Below are 18,257 nucleotides of genomic sequence, written 5' to 3'. Positions count from 1 at the left end.
GATTAATCCATCCATGTAGAAATGGCTATAGCCGATATTGAGTACAAACTCGCGCAACCAGACCCGGCACTTTCTGACTTTGTAGAAAGTTTCTGGATGCTTGTGAATCACACGGATGAAGAAAAAGACGTAGTCGTTTTACCCGACGGCCGATTTGATATTTTCTTTTCCTGCTCAGCAATCGAACCTTTCCACGTAACGGTTTCCGGGTTGGCTAACGAGCCTTCGCAAAGCGCTATTTCTCCTCAATCGGTCATTTTCGCGATCAGTTTCAAGTTACTCGCTCTCGAATACCTGCTTGATTTTACCATTGCCCCACTCGCGAATAAAGTAAGCTATTTACCGACTGGCTTTTGGAACATTACCCCCGACAATCTGACCGATTTTAGTACGTTCTGTGATAAAGTGTCGGCGAAAATGATGAGTTTATTGAAGGGGAAGGTTAATGAACGAAAACAAAAATTAATGGAATTGATCTATTCGTCGCAGGGCGCTCTTCCCGTTCATGAACTTTCGGATAGCGTTCATTGGAGCAGCCGCCAGATCAATCGGTATTTTCAGCACTGGTTTGGCGTTTCGCTGAAAACGTACTGTGGTATTCTGCGCTACAGAGCTTCTTTCGACCAAATCCGGGAAGGAAAACTTTTCCCGGATCAAAATTTTACCGACCAGGCCCATTTCATCAAAGACGTGAAAAAATATTCTGGTGTTACGCCCAAAGAACTAACCCGCAACGAAAACGACCGATTTATACAATTTTCCACCTTGTCGACAAAGTAGTTTTGCGCCATACTAAACTACATTTTTAGACATGGTAATTGATCATAAAAAGATAGCTATAGTGGGCGGAGGTCCCGGCGGGTTGACGCTTGCCCGACTGCTGCAACAAAGCGGTGCCGATGTAAACGTCTATGAACGAGACTTGAACAAAGATATCAGGGTACAGGGTGCTACGTTGGATTTGCACGAAGAATCAGGCTTGAAAGCGCTTCAGGAAGCAGGGTTGATGGCTGCGTTTAACGCCAACTTTCGTCCGGGAGCGGAGAAGGTACGTATCGTTGACAAAAACATGACTATTTTATGGGACGACGAGGCAAACGAAACGGATGAGATATTCCGTCCGGAAATTGATCGCGGTCCGCTACGGAGAATTTTGCTGGAATCATTACAGCCCGATACGGTTGTCTGGAACCGCTATTTGACGTCATTAGTACCGGTTAACAACGGCTGGAAGCTTGAGTTTCAAAACGATACGTCTGCTTTTGCAGATATCGTCATTGCCGCCGATGGGGCTAACTCCAAAATACGTCCGTTCATTACGTCCATCAAGCCCTTTTATGCGGGCGTTACGATTGTTGAAGGAACCATCTATAATTCAGAAATAACGGCACCCAACATACACAGGCTGTTAAACGGCGGAAAGATATTCGCGATGGGCGACGAAAAAACGATAATTGTCAGCTCGAAAGGCGATGGCAGTTTGGTTTTCTACACCGGCTGTAAGACCGATGAGGGTTGGATTCGTACGAGCGGGATCAATTTTTCGGACAAGCCTCAGGTACTGGCGTGGTTTAAACAGGAATTTGCTGGCTGGGATTCTGCCTGGCTGGAATTAATTGAAAACGCCGACTCTAACTTTGTGCCCCGACCGCAATATTGTATGCCGCTGGACCAAACCTGGGATGCGTTACCGAATGTAACGATGCTGGGTGATGCCGCGCACCTGATGCCTCCGTATGCGGGTGAAGGCGTCAATATGGCTATGCTGGATGCTCTGGAATTAAGTACATGTCTTACAAGTGACGAATTTCCGGATGTCCAGACAGCAATCGCTCAGTACGAACAACAGATGCGTGCAAGAGCGTCAGACACCGCAGCCATGACGTTAGAACAAACCGCTTCTCTGCATTCTCCAGCTGCCCTTTCCAATATGATTGTTATGTTCAGTTAGCCGCAAAAATGACCTACGTTCTCACGCTCATTAGTACGTTGGCATTGCTGACAGGCATTATCTATTTTGGATGGCGTAAGCCCGGCTATAACCATTTAAACCGAACAATCAGCGAACTGGGTGAAATTGGCAGCCCTATAACGCGCCCCGTCAACTATGGATTGTTTCTATTCGTGGGCGTCCTGTTATGGGTAGTAGCCGCATTAACGGATGAGAACGCTGTAGCCGGCCTGGCCGTTTGTGTTGGGACTGGGTACGTAGTGGCTGCATTCTTTCCCTGTGACACGGGCTCACCTTTGTCGGGAAGTGGTCGACAGCAGATTCACAATTTGGGTGGGGCCGTCGAGTACATTGGTGGCGCTTATTTTCTGGGTCAATTCAGCACTACGTTCACGCTGTTCGGGTATGACCCTTTTAGTGTAGCGGCTGGCAGTGTACTAGCAGGCGCTCTGTTGCTATCTATACCGGACCTGCCATTTCGAGGGCTCGTACAAAGGGTAATCGAAGCGATTCTATTCGGCAGTCTGCTTGCCGTAGTTTGATCAATTGCTTGCTACGTTGGTTCGTTTAAGTAGGTTGCCAAGCCATACTTCTTTAGTTTCCGAGTAAAACCATTTGATCCATGAAGCTTAACCGTGTACTTACTTTACTAGCGATGGTTTCCATCCTGTCAAGCTGCAAAACAAAACAAGCCGAATCCGATACGCCTATTATTGGCACCTGGGAGTTGGTTTCGGCGACAACCACAGAAAAGGATTCAACCTTTTCTACGTTCGATCCGACCCATAAAATGATCAAGATTATTAACCCAACGCATTTCGCATTCTTAAATCATAAAGTAAATACGCCCAAAGATTCGTCGAACGCGTTTACGGCGGGCGGTGGCACATACACCTTAGCTGACAGTACCTATACGGAACATCTGGATTACTTTAGCGACAAGAATTGGGAAGGCAACAAATTCAAGTTTATAATTAAAATCTCCGGGGACACGTTAGTTCAAAAAGGTATCGAAAAAGTGGAGAAACTAGGCATTGACCACATCATTATCGAAACCTATAAACGAGTTAAAAACTAGGTTTATTAACGGGCGAATCGCCTATTCGATACGTAACGCGTTATCCTCCGCCAGCAAACGCATTCGGTACGCATTCATAGCGGTACGTCCGAGCTGATTGATGAGCCTATAATTGACCACAACGCCAACCACGGCTCCAATGCCCGGAATCAGTTGCGCCATTTTGGCCAGATCGATGTAATCGCGGTATTCCTGCTGAAAGGTAAGCCAGTCGAACTTGTGAATATCATCGGGTAGCTGGCGACTATGCTCAGGCCAGTTCGCTACGTATTGATATACCTCCTGCCGACGCTCCTGACTCGAAAAGGCCAGTTGAAAAACATAGAGAATATACACCCGTTCGCGATAATCATTCACCGGAAAACCGTACAGACTGGCAATCTCGAACAGCATTTTCATCTTCAGCGCGAGCAGGATTGGAAAATCGGCCAGACTCATCAGAAACCCACCGGCACCCGTTACGCCCCCTTCGGCCGCGCTCGTTTTTTTGTAGAACTCAATCCGGCGAGCCACATCGGCATCGCGCTGAATGAGCGTTTTGCCTTCCACCGGCTGGCGGGACAGAAACTCAGCACCGAATAGAACGGCCCGGGTCATTTGCTTGATCGTAGCGGTAACAACAGCATGTACTTTTTGTGGAATGATTCGATTGATCCGACGCTGCACGGCCGTAGAGAGTCGCCCAAAGGTGGAAGGCGGCTTTTGCATGGCCTGCTGCCAGCGGGTAAGTTCTGTTTTTACGGCTTGTTCGTAGGGAGTCATATGATATGATTTAGCGAAAAAATACTATCTTCACCGAATTAAAACGCCGAACCGGCTGTTTGCTACTATACATCCTCATTAACTTCCACAAACGCCTGCTTGTCCAAGTATGAAGAATGTTTTTTTGCTTCTGGTTGCTGTTGCCCTTATTTATTTCGTCAGTACCGGATACAAATCCAACCGTAACGTTACCGTCGTCAAGCCAGTTCCGGCGCCCAAACACGAAAAGTTCATTCCTTATCTCGACGTGTACGATCAGCTACAGCTAAGTCAGACCGGCTTGCAGAAGTCTGTTTTTGAGTATGCGCTACGGGGTTGGCAACGAGTGAGCCCGGACAAGTCTACGCTAACGATTGTTGATCTTAGCCAGCCTTCTACCCATAAACGGATGTATGTGGTTGACCTGATCAAGAAAAAACTACTTTTCAATACGTATGTTGCTCACGGGCAGAACTCCGGCGATCTGGTTGCCGAACGGTTCTCCAATAAGCAATCCTCGTTCCAGAGCAGTCTTGGTTTTTACCAGACGCTCAACACGTACATGGGCAAACACGGCCTGTCGTTGCAATTGAAAGGGCTGGAAAAAGGCTTCAACGACAATGTTTATAACCGAAATATTGTGCTGCACGGAGCGGATTACGTCTGTGAAGATTTCATTCGCAAAACGGGACGCTTAGGCCGTAGCCAGGGTTGCCCAGCCGTTCCTTATGCCGATTCAAAAGGCATCATCCAGGCGGTGAAAGGCGGCTCCTGCCTGTTCGTGTATTCGCCGAATACGGATTATTTAGCCAAGTCAGCGTATTTGGCGGAGCAAACAGAGATAGCATCGTTGCAAAGTAGTGTGGGTGGGAATCCGCGATTCTAGCCCATTAGCGCAAGTACCCACTGGTACGCCAGTCTGACCGCATACAACACTCCTTTTCCTATGCCTCATATTCCACTTGAAGCCCATTTACCGGGTATAACCGGCCTGCTCGAATACCGGCAGGATTCAGCGCAGCCCATTCGGGAGCTAACTCAACTTCTCCTCCGGGGTGAATCGACCCTAACCGAGGGTGAGCGCGAATTGATCGCTACGTTAGTATCACATCGGAACGAATGCCGGTTCTGTATGACCGCGCACACAGCCGCAGCCAATATCTTGTTAGGTGAATCCGAAACCTGCGAACTCGTCAAACAGGACTTCGAAACTGCCCCCGTCTCTGACAAGATGAAAGCGTTGCTGAACGTAGCAGCCCTGGTGCAGAGAAGCGGACGGGACGTAACACCGGAGGCCATTGACCGGGCTAAATCTGCTGGCGCTACGGATCGGGAGATTCATGATACGGTGCTAATTGCCGCTCTATTCTGTCTGTACAACAAATACGTTGATGGACTGGCGAGCGTGACGCCGACCGATCCAGCGTTCTACACCTATCTGGGCGAGCGCATCACAACCCACGGATATAACCGACTCAAACAAGGGTACGATCATTTGAAGGCCAACGCCTGATCGACTTTTATAACTAAAAAGCTCTGGTTATAGTCAGTTGTGAAGACTATAACCAGAGCTTTTTAGTACTTCCTTATTCATCGCACTTACTGCTCCCGTTTGGCCAGATAGGCTCTCAAAATCTGCTCCCGGATCAATTCCGATCTACCAATCCGTTCGCTAACCAATCTACTTTGATCTAAGTAGCCTTTCAATTTCCCAACGGTAATGTGTAATTCCAGAGCGGCTTCTGGAATCGTATAAAACAGGGTTCCTTCGACTACTTTCGGCATGACTCAACTGGTTTGAATATTCAATCTTAACAGATCAGGGTTACCTAAAACAAAATCTTTTGTTTAACCATACTGCTATATTAGTTAAACAAAATATTCGTTCTAAATGTGCTGAACCAGCTATATATTTCCAGTTAGATGAGTAATTATTTCGAAGAAAAAACTCTATTCATCAGACATCCTGGTAGTCTTGTTTAACTGTCTGATCAATTAACTTACGGCTCTCAAACGGGTTTTGGATTGGCAGCTGAATACCCGTTTTCGCAGACGAGCACAGCCCGTTGCCGGAAAAATGACGGATCGTCCGGCATCCACGTAGCTAACCCATCGACGTAGCGGTTGAACATACAGAAAGCCGCAGCGATCAGAACCGTATCGTGAATTTCTTTGTCTGTCGCACCTACACTTTTGGCGCGTTCAATCTGTTCTGGCGTTACGTGCTTCCCGCCCTTCTGAACGCTCCCGGCAATGGCCAGTAGCGCCTTCATTTTCTCCGAAATCGGTGCCGTTTCCGGATTTTGTTTTACTTGTTGAACAAGACTCCAGTCGGTATCGCCAAGCCATTGGCTGGCAATCGCGCCATGAATTGTCTGACAATACTGACAATCGTTTTCCGACGATACATAGGTCGCAATCAGTTCGCGTTCACCCTGACTCAGGGTGTTGTCTGCCGACCAAAGAAGTTGATCGACAAGCAGATTAAGTGGCTTCGTCGTTTCCGGGCTAAAAGCCATTGGTCCCCGGATACCGGGTAATCCTTCGGGTAATTGGATATGTGCCATTGTTTGATTTGTTTCGTGTTCAATATATCCCCACCCGTAAAACAGGTGGGGAATATAAACCAACCTATTATGAAAGTTTTTCACCGGCCGATTCGCTCCTGAACCGGCCGGTTTTGTTTTAGAATCGTCAGGTAGGGTTGCTTGCTGGCAACGCATAACCCTGTTGAGCCAGCCGCTCACCCATTGGCTCATAAACAGCCGGATCGTTAGGCGACAACGTAGCCAGTCCATCGACGTAGCGATTGAACATGCAGAACGTAGCGGCAATCAAAACCGTGTCGTGAATGTCGCGGTCGGTGGCTCCGTGTTCACGGGCGCGGGCCACATCGGCCTCACTGACTGTACGAGCGTCTGCCTGAACATGACCCGCAATGGCAAGCAAAGCTTTTAGTTTCTCCGAAATCGGCGCCGTTTCGTATTCGCTCAGCGTAAAATCAACCACATCGCGGTCAGGACCAAATAGCGCCCGAGCTGCAGCCGCGTGGCTTTGCGTACAGAAGTTGCAGTTATTCTGTGCCGATACGTAGGTGGCAATCAATTCGCGTTCCGCCTGACTCAGGGGCGATTCGCCACGTAGCAACACCTGCGCCAGTTCATAAAGCGGCTTACCTGTATCAGGACGGTATATCACGAGGCTTCGAATTCCGGGAACACCTTCGGTTAATTGGATATGAGGCATTTGCAGTAAATCTTAACGATGAAATTAATTTGATGAAGTTGCCTGACGGCTAAACCACGTAGCAATGAAAGCCAGGGCAAACGTCAGCGAGAAAAAAATCAGCGCCTTATCAAGGCCGCCAAATACAGTGACCAGTGAGCCGACGAAAAACACACCCGTTGCGGTCAGGATTCGCCCGATGTTAAAGCAAAACCCCGAAGCTGTAGCCCGGATGGCAATCGGAAACAACAGGGGAATAAAACTGGATAAGGTCCCCTGACTAACGCCAAAGCAGAGCGAGAGCAAAGCCGTTTCAGCATAAATTATGGGCGAAAACACCCGATTCGTGCCAAATAAAAGCCAGCAGGCCAGCAAGCACGAAGCAAACGTAGCTAACAGTGTCGTTCGCATACCAAACCGATTTACCAGGAAGCCCGACAAAGCCCCGCCCAGAATACCGCCCATACCAAACAGCATCATGGTTAAACCCCGCGCCTGACGAGCGTCGACGTCGCTGGTAAAGAGCGTCTGCACCCAGGAAGGTGTCCACGAAAAAACGGCCCATAACCCAATCAATACCGCACTGAAAATGATTGATCCCTGAACTACATTAACTCGGTACTGGGGTTGCCAAAGCGACTGGTCACGAGTCGATGTTGTTTGCCGGATGGTTTGCCAACGGGTCGATTCGGGTAACCAATTGACGACTAAAAGCGCTAACACGAGCGGTATCGTTCCCAACCAAAAGGCCTGACGCCACTGTGCGACGAGTAAATTCAGGCTACCAGCCAGTACAATGCCCACCGGAAACGACATTGCCAGCAAACCCAGCACAACAGGTCGTCCGCGTTCGGGCCAGATCTCCGACAAGTAAATTGTTGTAACGACCAGCACTCCGCCAACGCCCATGCCGGCCATAAAGCGAAAACCGGCCAGCATGGGCCAACTCGTAGACCAGACACTGAGCAACGTAAAGAAGCCGACCAATGCCGTAGCCAACGTCAGCGCCCGCACCCGCCCAACCCGGTCGGCAATCAGACCAAACCCGAGCCCTCCCCCAACCCATCCATACAGAAAAGCCGCATTCAGCACTGCACCCGACGAACCCTCAGCGCCCAGATCGGGTAAAATGACCGGCAAAAACACCGACAGCAACGTTGATACAGTACCGCCCAGCACGTAACACGCGAAACAAAGACTAAACGAACGCCAGTCCGCCCGATCAGTTGTTTCTGGAATAGGAGACATAAGTACCTGATTCATAGTTTTGAATTGGTTAACAGAAAATCATTTGCTTGCTACCTAGCGCATTAGTTCATCAAACGTCAACGTCAGGTAGTACAGCCCACCAACGGCCGACGAGCCATACGCCTGCACGACGTAGTTGTTCGCCAGGTTACTAGCCCCCAATTTGAGTGTCGTTTTCAGCGAGGGAACCCGGTAACTAACCTGCGCGTCGAGCAGTGAATAGGACGGAATACGACCGGGACGATTCTCGGTGAACGTACCGTACCAGTCGAACGCTTCCTGCCAATGCCAGGCAATACTGAACCCAACCCGATCAGTTATTCGGTCATTGCTCAGTACTACGTTGGTTTTAAAACGGGGCGTATTAAAGGCTGGAATGTTGTTTGGGTTCGCATCCAGAATATTGAATTGCGCCCAGGTCGCATTGGCATTCAGCAGATAATCCCGATTCAGCGTAGCGGTCAGACCAGCACTGGCACCATCCGTCGATACGCGGTCAGCCGCATTGGTATACAGTTGGAAAGCCTGTCGATTGGCAGCCGTCAACACGTCGGCTGCGGCAGCAGGGTTGACACTTCCATCAGCAAGCAACACATCACTCTTTGGACTAATGACTACCTGATTGATCAGGAAGTTGCGGTACTGACCGTGATAATAACTCAGATCGACCAGAAATCTTGGCGTTAATAAACCTTTATAGCCAATCTCGAACGACTGCAATTGCTCAGGCCGGATATACGGTACGTTCGATTTGACGAGTTTGTCTTTATTCTTCGCTACCGCCTGTGGAAACGGTGTTCCTGCTGCCAGATCCTGCCCAAAGGCTGCGCCGAAGGCACCAACCGAAGCCGACGTAAAGGAATTCTCATAAGCATTCAATCCCGCCGAATTGGCTGGTGCTCCGCCCAGGATAATAATGGGTCCTACGTTCAACTTAATGAACTGATCGGGAACGGTAGGATTACGAAAACCAGTCTGGTAACTGGCCCGAAAATGATGCGCATCGTTTGGCGAGAATACGGCCGAAGCTCGGGGGGTGAAATTGCCAGCGAAGTTCTGATTCTTATCGTAGCGCCCCGACAGCATAATTTTCAGTTTATCCGACAGCAGCGTTTTCGACGCCTGAACAAACGCGCCAAATTCCGACACTCGCACTTTGTTGACTTTATCCTCGAACAACGTACCGTTCGTTTCCATCGCGTAATAGCGTACGTTTCCCCCCGCCTGAAGGCTTATGGCCGGGAGATGAGACGAAAAATCGTACAGCCCCTCTACATGATAGAACTTACTCTGACTCAGCACGCCCGCGCCCTGCAAGCCCGCAATGTGAATGTACCGATCTTTCTCCTGGTCAAATTCAGCGGAACCCGGTACGTAACGCCCCTGATCGGCAAAGGCACGAGCGGCATCATTGTTTTGCCCCGCTACGCCCTGGATACTCCCACTAAATGCGGCACCGTAGCGTTCAAACCACGTAGCGTCGGCTTTATCTGGCGTCACTACGTTTCCACTCAAATCACGCACCCAGGTCCGGTTAATGAGTTGCCCAAGGGACCGGGTGTTGTACGAGTTATTCGAGTTTTCGGCAGTTGAATAGGCCCGAACGAAAAAGTTTTTGCCGCGCAGTTCGAGCCGGTGCTGTGTCAATCGGAAATCGTTCAGCATAAACCGACTGCTACCGGTATAATTCGCCGTTCCCTGACTAACATTAATCGCGTAAATCGCTTCGATCGAATTGGTAATCCGGTAATGAAGGGCGCCGTTTAACTTCAGGCTGTATACGTCATAATTGGTCAAGTCCTTCTCCGCATAACCCGTTCGCGACACTCGGCCAATTCCTGTTAGGGTTTGCGCAACTTCATCTCCGTAAATATTCAGGGCATTCCGGCCAGGGTTATTGGCACCACGTTGTTCTGGATTCGTATTGGGGTCAATATCCGTGTAATCGGCAGCGTACCAGTCGCGCCCTTTCAGATACGAAGCATTCAGCTTAAACGCCAGCCGGTTGCTAAAGGCTTTGGCGTAACGCACCGATGTTTCGGAGAAGAGCTTGGCACCATCACCCGTTGGATCAGCCACGTGGTTAACGCCGGTACGTTGCTGTACACTTAATCCCTGATAATCGAACGGGCTTTTGGTTTTCGTGTAGAGCAGGCCGTTAAAGGCAACCGGGCCATAAAGCGCCGAGGCCGCCCCCGGAATTAACTCGGCAGACTCTACATCCAAATCCGATACGCCCAATAAATTCCCGACCGAAAAACCCAATCCCGGCGACTGGTTATCGACACCATCGACCAATTGGAGAAACCGGCTGTTGCCCGTTGAGTTAAAGCCCCGCGTATTGATCTGGCGATACGTCAGTCCGCTGGTCACCATGTCTACACCCTTCAGGTTGTTAAGCGCTTCGAAATAGTTAGCCGACGGTGTTTGCCGAACAGCCCGGGCATCGAGTTTTTCGATACTCACCGGCGAACGTAGTATACTTTCCTCGACCCGTGAAGCCGCCACAACAACCTGATCGAGTTGTTCGGAAGACGAACGCAATTGAATAGCTAATCCCTGGTTATCAGAAAGTTTCACCTCCTGGCGATCATAACCAATCATCGATACAGTAATTGCTTTAGGCGATGCATCAGACACCGACAGGCTAAACCGGCCCTGGTTATCCGTAACGGTTCCCTGCTTACCACCTTTAAGTATTACGGTAGCGCCAGCCAGTGGTTTGCCCGTTTCAGTATCGGTTATCGTTCCGGTGAGTTGTGTTTTTTGTGCCCAGGCAGTCGACGAAAAGACAGCCGACAAGAACACCACAAAAAGTATGTGTATGTAAATAGTTTTCATGAAATGGATTTATAAAGTACATCTGAACGAAGCACGCGCATCCAGCAGATTGCATGCATCAGCTTTAGGATTGACGCAGACAGACTAAGCTGAGTCAACCAACACGGTGTACATTGAGAAAAAAGACAAGCGTGGTCGTTTGCCAGATCACTAACTCAGCGCATGAGAATACGCGATATAGTCCGTAGTAGCCCGAACAATCGTTACGGCTGAGCCACGAACGAATCCGTTAAAACCTACATGCATGAGCTATTCGTTGCCAGATACGGCACGCATACAGCCACATTCAATGGCTGATAGTGATCTGAACCGACTGTTAAGCCGTTTGCTCCGGAGGGGGGGAATACATGGGTTCTGAGCGAGTCAGGAACGTAAACGGGGCATCAGGTACCCGTACTGTTTCACGCCAGAAGCCAATCGGGAAGTTCAGGGAAATGGCTGGACTGGCGGAATATTCTTTCAGCAGAAATTTCAGTATCTGGCTGGCTTTTCGTCCGGCGTCGGGATTGGTGGCAACGTGATCATTTAGAAATGAAAGTAAATCTTCCTGCCAGAACGAATGATTAGCCGATTCCAGTCCGGCAATGTAGAGCGTATCGCCCCGGACATCCAGACTAATGACATTGTAATAATGCCCCCGATGGCTGAACCCGTCTGCCGTGGTGTGCGCAATATTCTGGCCGTCTGTTTTGTTGACCAGTGGAATCTGAAATTCGACAATGCTATCGACAGAGCGATACACCAGCAATCGTTTCGACAGGTCATGCTCATCCTGCCACCACGCGCTTACCCCCGTAATAACGTGGGCCAGCACATGAGCAAGCAACAACAGAAACAATCCAAATGAAACGACCTTCTTCACCGTTCAGAAAATCACCAAGAGTAATTTTCGTCAAATTAAATCCCAAAATCAGACAAAATCAATTAAAACCGGCATTTGACGACAAAGTAACCGATTTCAAACAGGGAAAAGTCGTTGTAATCAACATACAGTGGGGTCAGTTTCTTAAAACTGACCCAGCGAGGGTTCTCAAACCCGAGTTCGTCCTCAACCGCAAGGTTTTGAGAAACCTTACTGAGTCGGGTTTAAGAACCCGACAGCACCAAGGAAGAAACTGACTGATTTTCGGGGAAAGCACTAATTACCGGTAGGAGTAGCATAAACGTCTTTGTAGAAACGTAGTTTTCCACTTTCATCAATGTCAGCAACGTTATAGGTAATAAATACAGGAAACCGTTTCGGAATGGGGAGCGTCTGGGGTTTCTGATGCAACAGACATTCTTTCATAAACTTGTCGTCGAACGCTTCTTCGCCCAGTACCAGATTCGCCAGCTCAACAGGCTTTTGCACCCGCACGCACCCATGACTCCGCCAGCGGTCGGTAGTTTTGGTGAATAGATCGCGGCTGTTAGTATCGTGCAAATAAATTGCCAACGGATTCGCCAGATTAAATTTCAATAACCCCAGCGAGTTGTCGCAACCCGACGCCTGCCGAACACGATACGGAAAATTAGTCTCGGAAATCGTTTTCCAATTCACCTTTTCGGGATTGACCTCGTGGCCCTTATCATCAATCAATTCAAGATTCTGGCTGGTCAGGTACGCCAGATTTCGTTTCATGCGGGGCAGCATTTCTTCCAGCGCAATGTTTCGCGGTACGTTCCACTGCGGATACATCACAATGTTTTGAATGTAAGTCGTCATGAGGGGAGTTTGCCGATCGGGCTTACCCGCAATCACCTGCATGGGCAACAGACGTTGACCCGTTTTATCAAACACGTTGAGTTCACCCGCCGGAATATTGACCAGCACAAACTGCTCGGGATTAAAGCGATTGATGTATCGGTAAAAATTAAGCGTATGCCGAATAAGACGCAGCGAATCACTGGTAGCTGAATTTTTACCAGACTCTTTCCGAATCTGATTGTAGTAACCAACCAGCTTGGTATACGGACCAAATGCCGACAATTTAGCTAGCGATTCGGGTTCAATAGCCGCTTCCGGGTTGTGTATCCAGGCTGAATCAAGTTTGTCTTTCAGACCACTAAACGCGAGATCTGATGGTTTTTTACCGTAACGAATTTCCGTCAGTACCCGCGTCAGTAACGTATCAACCTGACCTTTGCTAGCACTGGCTCGTACTACGTAGCGACTGGTATCAACACCAACAGAGTCAGCGTATTGATTAGCCCGGTGTAACGTCTGAATCGCTTTTGCCAGCGCTAAACGTGCCTCTTTTTCGGCCGCTTTTCGGGCCGCAAGTTCAGCCTGTCGAGCTGCCTTATCTGCCTGTTCCTGCTTTTGTCGAGCCGCTTTATCGGTAACGTACTGCCAACCAAAATAAACCAGGATACCCAGGCTCAACACCACCGCTACTATAATTCCAACTCTCCGTTTTTCCATCTTTATTTGTAACGTATCCTTTCTCCACCAGCCAGTAACTAAACTACGTCTCTTTATTTACCAACGATGGAAAGGCAGAACTGTTTGATGCGATGAGATATTCAAAGCTTCTGCGAAAACGGGTTATGTGTTTTTGTGGCATCGGATTCTCAAACCCGACCCAGTTAGATAAAAGTTCGTTTTTATACGGTCCGCGGGTTAGGGGAATCTCGCCGTGTCGGGTTCTCAAACCCGACACCACAGCGCCACTACAGCTTAACGAATACCTTGTTCCGATACAGAAGGTAAGCCGGAATAAAATTGATACAAACGAAGAAGAGCGCGTACAATAAACTGGCCAGTTCGGGTTGTAGACCAAAGGAGCTAAGACTATGCACGACCAATTCATTTAGCGTAAGACTCCCAACTTTCATCCGATAGAAGAAGAGCGCGAAAAGATCGGCCAGTACGTAGACCGTAATGGCATTGGCGCCGAAAATAATGCCGGGTTTAATGCCGTCGGTATGCCCCTCGATGTCGACCAGAAAATAAAGCGCCCCCAGCAGCATCGACGCAAAACCCGACGTAACGAGCACGAACGAACTAGTCCAGAGATTTTCATTGACCGGAAAGGTCAGTCCCCAGAAATAGCCCGCTATCGCCGAAAACAATCCAATTGTCATCAACCAGGCAATTTTTTCGAGCGAACTGGCGGAACTGAGCAGCCACCGGCCAGCCAGCATGCCCGTCATGCCCGTTACGACGGAGGGGAACGTACTGAGAATTCCCTCAGGGTCCCAGGTTCCCTGCCACATCCGTCCGGGAAGGTATTTCCGATCGAGCCAGGCCGCCAGATTCCGACCGGGTTCCAGTATAACTTTTCCTTCGTCCGGTGTTGGGATCAGCGTCATAGCCAGCCAGTAGGCGATCAACGTAACGAGCCCAATCCAGACCTGTTGCCTCCAGGTTGTATTGAGAAACAGGACGCTACAAACCAGAAAAACGATAGCGATACGGTGCAGCGTGCCCGTCCAGCGAATCGTTGTCATATCGAAATCAGGCATCAGATTCAGGAACATGCCCACAGCAAAAATTTTCAGTGACCGAATCACAATCTTCCGGTACAATCCGCCTTTCGGTCGGTGCTGCGTTACGTATTTGGTATAAGCCAGGGCGATGGAAACGCCAACGACGAAGAGGAAAATCGGCGCGATCAAATCCGTAAAAGATAGCGCATTCCACTGGCTATGACGTAACGTAAAATAGACAAACTTCTCGCTACCAGGAAAATTAGCCACGATCATCGCTGCGATAGTGAATCCACGTAGCGCATCCAACGAAATAAGTCGGTTGGGTGAAATCGTCATTAAAAACGTATAAGCCGATGGTATTTTTAGTACTGATTTGCGTACTATAAGGGCTATTAATACGTAGTCACGTAGAAGTAATTCATTGCCATCCGGTTGTTATTCGTAGTGATGAACGTATTATGGCCGTTACCCGCAAAGCCCCAAATCTTACCCGTTTATGCGTATTGGCCTTTATGCTTTTTTCGGCGTTCTCTCTTTCTTTTTTCTAACCAGTTGCCAGCGTACCAGCGAGAAAGCCACGGCCGACTCGCTGCAGATTGCTGTGTCGTGGGAATTACTCACCAACTTCACCGATAAGCCGAATGGGTTTAAAGCCCAGTTTACGCTCAAAAACAATAGTAACGAAACGCTGACCGATGCCAACTGGGCACTGTTTTTCAATATGTCGCCCCGGCCAATTCTACCGTCTGCAACATCCCAGCCAGCCATGGTTCAGCACATCAATGGCGACTGGTATAAGCTGACGCCCAACAAAGGTTTCCAGCTTCCGGCAGGTCAGACGACTACAATTGATTACGAAGGAACCGAGGCCGTGAACAAGGTTACCGATGCGCCTATGGGACTGTATATTGTTTACTACGACAAGGCTGGCAAAGAAGAAAATATTGTTCAGATTGCCGACTATACCGTCCGGCCGTTTACAAAAAAGGAACAGCTGTTACGGGGCAAATCCGATTTGATGCCACTACCAACCCCCGAAAACACGTATCAGGACAACTTGGCCGTTTCGCTGGTTCCATCCGATCAACTTCTGAAAATTATCCCCTCTCCTGCCAAGATTACTACGGGCAAAGGAACCCTGACATTGAACTCATCGCTGGCAATCTATGCCGACAAGGCGCTCGAAAGCGAAGCCCGTTTTCTGACTCAGAAGCTCAAATCCCTGACTGGCAAAGATTTTTCAATTACCAATGGCGCTTCGACGACGAAGGGTATTTCGCTGAAAATAGGCAATGTAAACACGAATAGCGTAACAAAAGAAGCGTATCAGCTACGTATCGATGACAAGGGAATTAGTATTATCGGGAGCGATTTGGCTGGTGTGTTTTACGGCATACAAAGTCTGCTGGCCTTGATTCCGGTTCAATCCTATCTGAATCCCTCAGCTGATATTTCGCTTAATTACACGCAGATTGACGATGCGCCCCGCTTCCCGTTCCGCAGTATGCATTTTGATGTGAGCCGAAACTTCCAGACGAAGGAAACGATCCTACGAATTCTGGATCTGCTGGCGTTTTACAAAATCAATCATTTTCTATTCTATACGACCGAAGATGAAGGCTGGCGGCTCGAAATCGACGGTCTGCCCGAGTTGACAAAGGTTGGCGCTCAACGGGAACACACCTCGGGAAAGAATACGCCTGTGATGCACCCGGCGTATGGATCAGGCCCAAAGGCGTATGACGAAGGCAAATACGGCAGCGGATTTTACACAAAAGCGGATTTCATCGAGATTCTGAAATATGCGAAGGAACGTCACATCAAAGTAATTCCCGAACTGAATTTTCCGGGTCACGCCCGGGCCGCCATTAAAGCCATGGAAGCGCGTTACCAGCGGCTGATGAACGAAGGGAAAGAGCAGGAAGCCAACGAATACCAGCTGATCGATCCCAACGATAAATCGGTTTATGAATCGGCGCAAGGCTATACCGATAACGTAGTGAGTGTGGGTCGCGAATCAACGTATCATTTCTACGAAAAGGTCGTGGACGAGATCACGAAAATGTATAAAGAAGCGGGCGTGCCGATGGACGTCATGCACGCGGGTGGTGACGAAGTACCGGAAGGTGTCTGGACAAAATCGCCGGAAGCGGCAAAGCTGATTGCCCAGAATCCGACGATTAAAGACCCGAAAAATTTACAGACCTATTTTTTCCGGAAACTTCTGCCACGGCTGGCAAAGCGAAAACTGGAAGTACACGGCTGGGAAGAAGTAGCCCTGAACAAAACAGCCGACGGCAAATACCTGCCGAATCCCGAGTTTGTGGGCCGTAACGTCGTGCCGTATGTCTGGAATAATCTGTTCGATCTTGATCTGGGCAACCGGTTGGCTAATGCGGGGTATCCGGTGGTGTTGTGTAACGTATCGAATTTCTACTTCGACATGGCCTATACCAATGATCCCCTGGAGCCGGGTCTGTACTGGGCGGGCTACGTCGATACGTGGCATAACTGGGCGTTTGCGCCGTTCGATATGTTCAAAACGACATTCAAAACGGCCATGGGCAAACCGCTGAATTTCTCGGGACTGGAAAAGATGAAGCCCGAAGCCCGCAAAAACATTCGGGGTATTGAATCGCAACTCTGGAGCGAAACCGTGAAAGGTCGCGACATGGCCGAATACGACATTCTACCGAAACTGCTGGGCTTTGCCGAAAGTGCCTGGGCAGCCGAGCGTCCGTGGGAGACCATCGAAAGTAAATCAGTACGTGAAAAATCGATGCGTCAGGGCTGGAACATATTTGCCAATACATTAGCGCAGAAGGAGTTGCCCCGGCTGGCCAAACTAAACGGCGGCTATAACTACCGGATACCCTGTCCGGGTGCAGTAGTCAGAAACGATACCCTAAAAGCTAACGTAGCGTTACCGGGTTTAGTGATCCGTTATACGACCAATGGTTCCGAACCGACGGCCCAATCGACGCACTATCAAAAACCCGTTAGGGTAACGGGAATGGTAAAATTGAAGAGTTTCGATGCATCGGGTCGGTCGAGTCGATCAATTACCATTGCCCCTTAATGATTTAAGATGAGCGTTCGCCACTTCCAATGCTTTTGCGACTAAGTCTATAACACATTAAAAAAAGACAATCAGTTGTGAATCGAGACGTATCGCTAACAATGGTAAAGCCGGAAAAGACATACAGGCTTTGGACATTTCAGTCTGTCCAATCAATACATGAGCTAAAAAGCAAAGGAATACTTCAGGCAAATTGGGACAGGTATTTAGAAACAGGTTATTTCATCCGAGCTTACCGATGGATGGTAAAACAAATGGCGAACAATACTATAGATTGTAATCAATATTCACCTATATGGGCCTGGCACTCGTGTACTAAATATGAACAGGTACCAACGTTAGTCGATGCCAGATGTTTACTGAGCGATAGGGACCTGGAAGAAGGCATACAGACAATAGAATTTGAGTGCCCAGCGTCATTGGCGCTATTATCGGATTATGGTATGTGGAATGTTATGTTGTCTGATATTTTCTATCCCAGAGAAGAAGATAAGATTGACAGTGAAATGGTCGCTAAGCTATTTGCAACCGGGAAGAAGCACTTCAGACGCTATGATTCCATTCAGGCAACATTACCCTACTTAAAATTAGAGTGGGTAAAGGAAATTCGGGAGCTGAATTTGAAACCAAATGACTTTAGTTACAATGAAAAAGAAAGAGTATAACGATGTTCGATGTAG

At 48.8% G+C, this 18,257-nt stretch carries 17 protein-coding genes; 8 read left to right on the top strand and 9 right to left on the bottom strand.

Features of this window, described 5'->3' with window-relative positions; all coding sequences use genetic code 11:
* Window positions 1-21 precede the first annotated feature (21 nt).
* From IC230_RS22175 to IC230_RS22160, 4 genes are all read left to right on the top strand, one after another.
* The gene (locus IC230_RS22175; protein ID WP_191041257.1) at window positions 22-780 is read left to right on the top strand and encodes a helix-turn-helix domain-containing protein; all 759 of its coding nucleotides are present in this window, start codon (window positions 22-24) and stop codon (window positions 778-780) included.
* Window positions 781-811: 31 nt separating this feature from the next.
* Window positions 812-1,951: an FAD-dependent oxidoreductase gene (locus IC230_RS22170; RefSeq protein ID WP_191041256.1), complete on the top strand. Its 1,140-nt coding sequence runs from the start codon at window positions 812-814 to the stop codon at window positions 1,949-1,951.
* 8 nt (window positions 1,952-1,959) lie between these two features.
* Window positions 1,960-2,493 carry a DUF998 domain-containing protein gene (locus IC230_RS22165; RefSeq protein WP_191041255.1) on the top strand — a complete coding sequence of 178 codons (534 nt, stop codon included), beginning with the start codon at window positions 1,960-1,962 and terminating at the stop codon, window positions 2,491-2,493.
* Between the two features lie 80 nt (window positions 2,494-2,573).
* Window positions 2,574-3,029 (top strand): lipocalin family protein, encoded by a 456-nt coding sequence (locus IC230_RS22160; RefSeq protein ID WP_191041254.1) that lies wholly within the window; start codon window positions 2,574-2,576, stop codon window positions 3,027-3,029.
* 21 nt (window positions 3,030-3,050) lie between these two features.
* Here IC230_RS22160 and IC230_RS22155 read toward each other — a convergent pair whose 3' ends face one another.
* A complete protein-coding gene (locus IC230_RS22155) occupies window positions 3,051-3,791 on the bottom strand; it encodes an EcsC family protein (protein WP_191041253.1) in 741 nt (246 codons plus the stop codon).
* Between the two features lie 109 nt (window positions 3,792-3,900).
* On the opposite strand from IC230_RS22155, the gene IC230_RS22150 reads away from it, so the two are divergent.
* Window positions 3,901-4,656 (top strand): murein L,D-transpeptidase catalytic domain family protein, encoded by a 756-nt coding sequence (locus tag IC230_RS22150; RefSeq protein WP_191041252.1) that lies wholly within the window; start codon window positions 3,901-3,903, stop codon window positions 4,654-4,656.
* Window positions 4,657-4,716: 60 nt separating this feature from the next.
* On the top strand, window positions 4,717-5,283 hold the full coding sequence (locus tag IC230_RS22145; RefSeq protein WP_191041251.1) for a carboxymuconolactone decarboxylase family protein: 567 nt from the start codon (window positions 4,717-4,719) through the stop codon (window positions 5,281-5,283).
* A gap of 86 nt (window positions 5,284-5,369) precedes the next feature.
* On the opposite strand, the gene IC230_RS22140 is transcribed toward IC230_RS22145, so the two are convergent.
* From IC230_RS22140 to IC230_RS22105, 8 genes are all read right to left on the bottom strand, one after another.
* Window positions 5,370-5,555, bottom strand: coding sequence for a helix-turn-helix domain-containing protein (locus tag IC230_RS22140; RefSeq protein WP_191041250.1), 186 nt, complete (start codon window positions 5,553-5,555; stop codon window positions 5,370-5,372).
* A gap of 224 nt (window positions 5,556-5,779) precedes the next feature.
* Complete coding sequence (locus tag IC230_RS22135; RefSeq protein ID WP_191041249.1) at window positions 5,780-6,337, bottom strand: carboxymuconolactone decarboxylase family protein; 558 nt, start codon at window positions 6,335-6,337, stop codon at window positions 5,780-5,782.
* A 127-nt stretch (window positions 6,338-6,464) separates the two neighbouring features.
* Entirely contained in the window at window positions 6,465-7,016 is a 552-nt protein-coding gene (locus IC230_RS22130; RefSeq protein WP_191041248.1) for a carboxymuconolactone decarboxylase family protein, read from the bottom strand.
* A 24-nt stretch (window positions 7,017-7,040) separates the two neighbouring features.
* Window positions 7,041-8,258 (bottom strand): MFS transporter, encoded by a 1,218-nt coding sequence (locus IC230_RS22125; protein WP_191041247.1) that lies wholly within the window; start codon window positions 8,256-8,258, stop codon window positions 7,041-7,043.
* Between the two features lie 39 nt (window positions 8,259-8,297).
* Window positions 8,298-11,084, bottom strand: a complete 2,787-nt coding sequence (locus IC230_RS22120; RefSeq protein ID WP_191041246.1) for a TonB-dependent receptor — start codon at window positions 11,082-11,084, stop codon at window positions 8,298-8,300.
* A gap of 316 nt (window positions 11,085-11,400) precedes the next feature.
* The gene (locus tag IC230_RS22115) at window positions 11,401-11,946 is read right to left on the bottom strand and encodes a hypothetical protein (protein ID WP_191041245.1); all 546 of its coding nucleotides are present in this window, start codon (window positions 11,944-11,946) and stop codon (window positions 11,401-11,403) included.
* 276 nt (window positions 11,947-12,222) lie between these two features.
* Window positions 12,223-13,488: a L,D-transpeptidase family protein gene (locus IC230_RS22110; protein ID WP_191041244.1), complete on the bottom strand. Its 1,266-nt coding sequence runs from the start codon at window positions 13,486-13,488 to the stop codon at window positions 12,223-12,225.
* A 248-nt stretch (window positions 13,489-13,736) separates the two neighbouring features.
* Window positions 13,737-14,834, bottom strand: coding sequence for an acyltransferase family protein (locus IC230_RS22105; protein WP_191041243.1), 1,098 nt, complete (start codon window positions 14,832-14,834; stop codon window positions 13,737-13,739).
* 160 nt (window positions 14,835-14,994) lie between these two features.
* Between IC230_RS22105 and IC230_RS22100 the strand changes: the two genes are divergently transcribed.
* On the top strand, window positions 14,995-17,577 hold the full coding sequence (locus IC230_RS22100) for a family 20 glycosylhydrolase (RefSeq protein WP_191041242.1): 2,583 nt from the start codon (window positions 14,995-14,997) through the stop codon (window positions 17,575-17,577).
* A gap of 101 nt (window positions 17,578-17,678) precedes the next feature.
* Window positions 17,679-18,242, top strand: coding sequence for a DUF3841 domain-containing protein (locus IC230_RS22095; RefSeq protein WP_191041241.1), 564 nt, complete (start codon window positions 17,679-17,681; stop codon window positions 18,240-18,242).
* The last annotated feature ends 15 nt before the right edge of the window (window positions 18,243-18,257 follow it).

The sequence above is a fragment of the Spirosoma validum genome (assembly GCF_014699035.1).
Classification (GTDB): Bacteria; Bacteroidota; Bacteroidia; order Cytophagales; family Spirosomataceae; genus Spirosoma; species Spirosoma validum.
This window is presented reverse-complemented; position numbering and strand designations above follow the sequence as displayed.

Coding starts and splice junctions, on each gene's coding strand:
- IC230_RS22140 (WP_191041250.1), bottom strand. CDS start 5,555: ATGCCGAAAGTAGTCGAAGGAACCCTGTTTTATACGATTCCAGAAGCC.
- IC230_RS22120 (WP_191041246.1), bottom strand. CDS start 11,084: ATGAAAACTATTTACATACACATACTTTTTGTGGTGTTCTTGTCGGCT.
- IC230_RS22175 (WP_191041257.1), top strand. CDS start 22: ATGGCTATAGCCGATATTGAGTACAAACTCGCGCAACCAGACCCGGCA.
- IC230_RS22160 (WP_191041254.1), top strand. CDS start 2,574: ATGAAGCTTAACCGTGTACTTACTTTACTAGCGATGGTTTCCATCCTG.
- IC230_RS22130 (WP_191041248.1), bottom strand. CDS start 7,016: ATGCCTCATATCCAATTAACCGAAGGTGTTCCCGGAATTCGAAGCCTC.
- IC230_RS22170 (WP_191041256.1), top strand. CDS start 812: ATGGTAATTGATCATAAAAAGATAGCTATAGTGGGCGGAGGTCCCGGC.
- IC230_RS22100 (WP_191041242.1), top strand. CDS start 14,995: ATGCGTATTGGCCTTTATGCTTTTTTCGGCGTTCTCTCTTTCTTTTTT.
- IC230_RS22125 (WP_191041247.1), bottom strand. CDS start 8,258: ATGAATCAGGTACTTATGTCTCCTATTCCAGAAACAACTGATCGGGCG.
- IC230_RS22095 (WP_191041241.1), top strand. CDS start 17,679: ATGGTAAAGCCGGAAAAGACATACAGGCTTTGGACATTTCAGTCTGTC.
- IC230_RS22135 (WP_191041249.1), bottom strand. CDS start 6,337: ATGGCACATATCCAATTACCCGAAGGATTACCCGGTATCCGGGGACCA.
- IC230_RS22150 (WP_191041252.1), top strand. CDS start 3,901: ATGAAGAATGTTTTTTTGCTTCTGGTTGCTGTTGCCCTTATTTATTTC.
- IC230_RS22165 (WP_191041255.1), top strand. CDS start 1,960: ATGACCTACGTTCTCACGCTCATTAGTACGTTGGCATTGCTGACAGGC.
- IC230_RS22105 (WP_191041243.1), bottom strand. CDS start 14,834: ATGACGATTTCACCCAACCGACTTATTTCGTTGGATGCGCTACGTGGA.
- IC230_RS22110 (WP_191041244.1), bottom strand. CDS start 13,488: ATGGAAAAACGGAGAGTTGGAATTATAGTAGCGGTGGTGTTGAGCCTG.
- IC230_RS22145 (WP_191041251.1), top strand. CDS start 4,717: ATGCCTCATATTCCACTTGAAGCCCATTTACCGGGTATAACCGGCCTG.
- IC230_RS22155 (WP_191041253.1), bottom strand. CDS start 3,791: ATGACTCCCTACGAACAAGCCGTAAAAACAGAACTTACCCGCTGGCAG.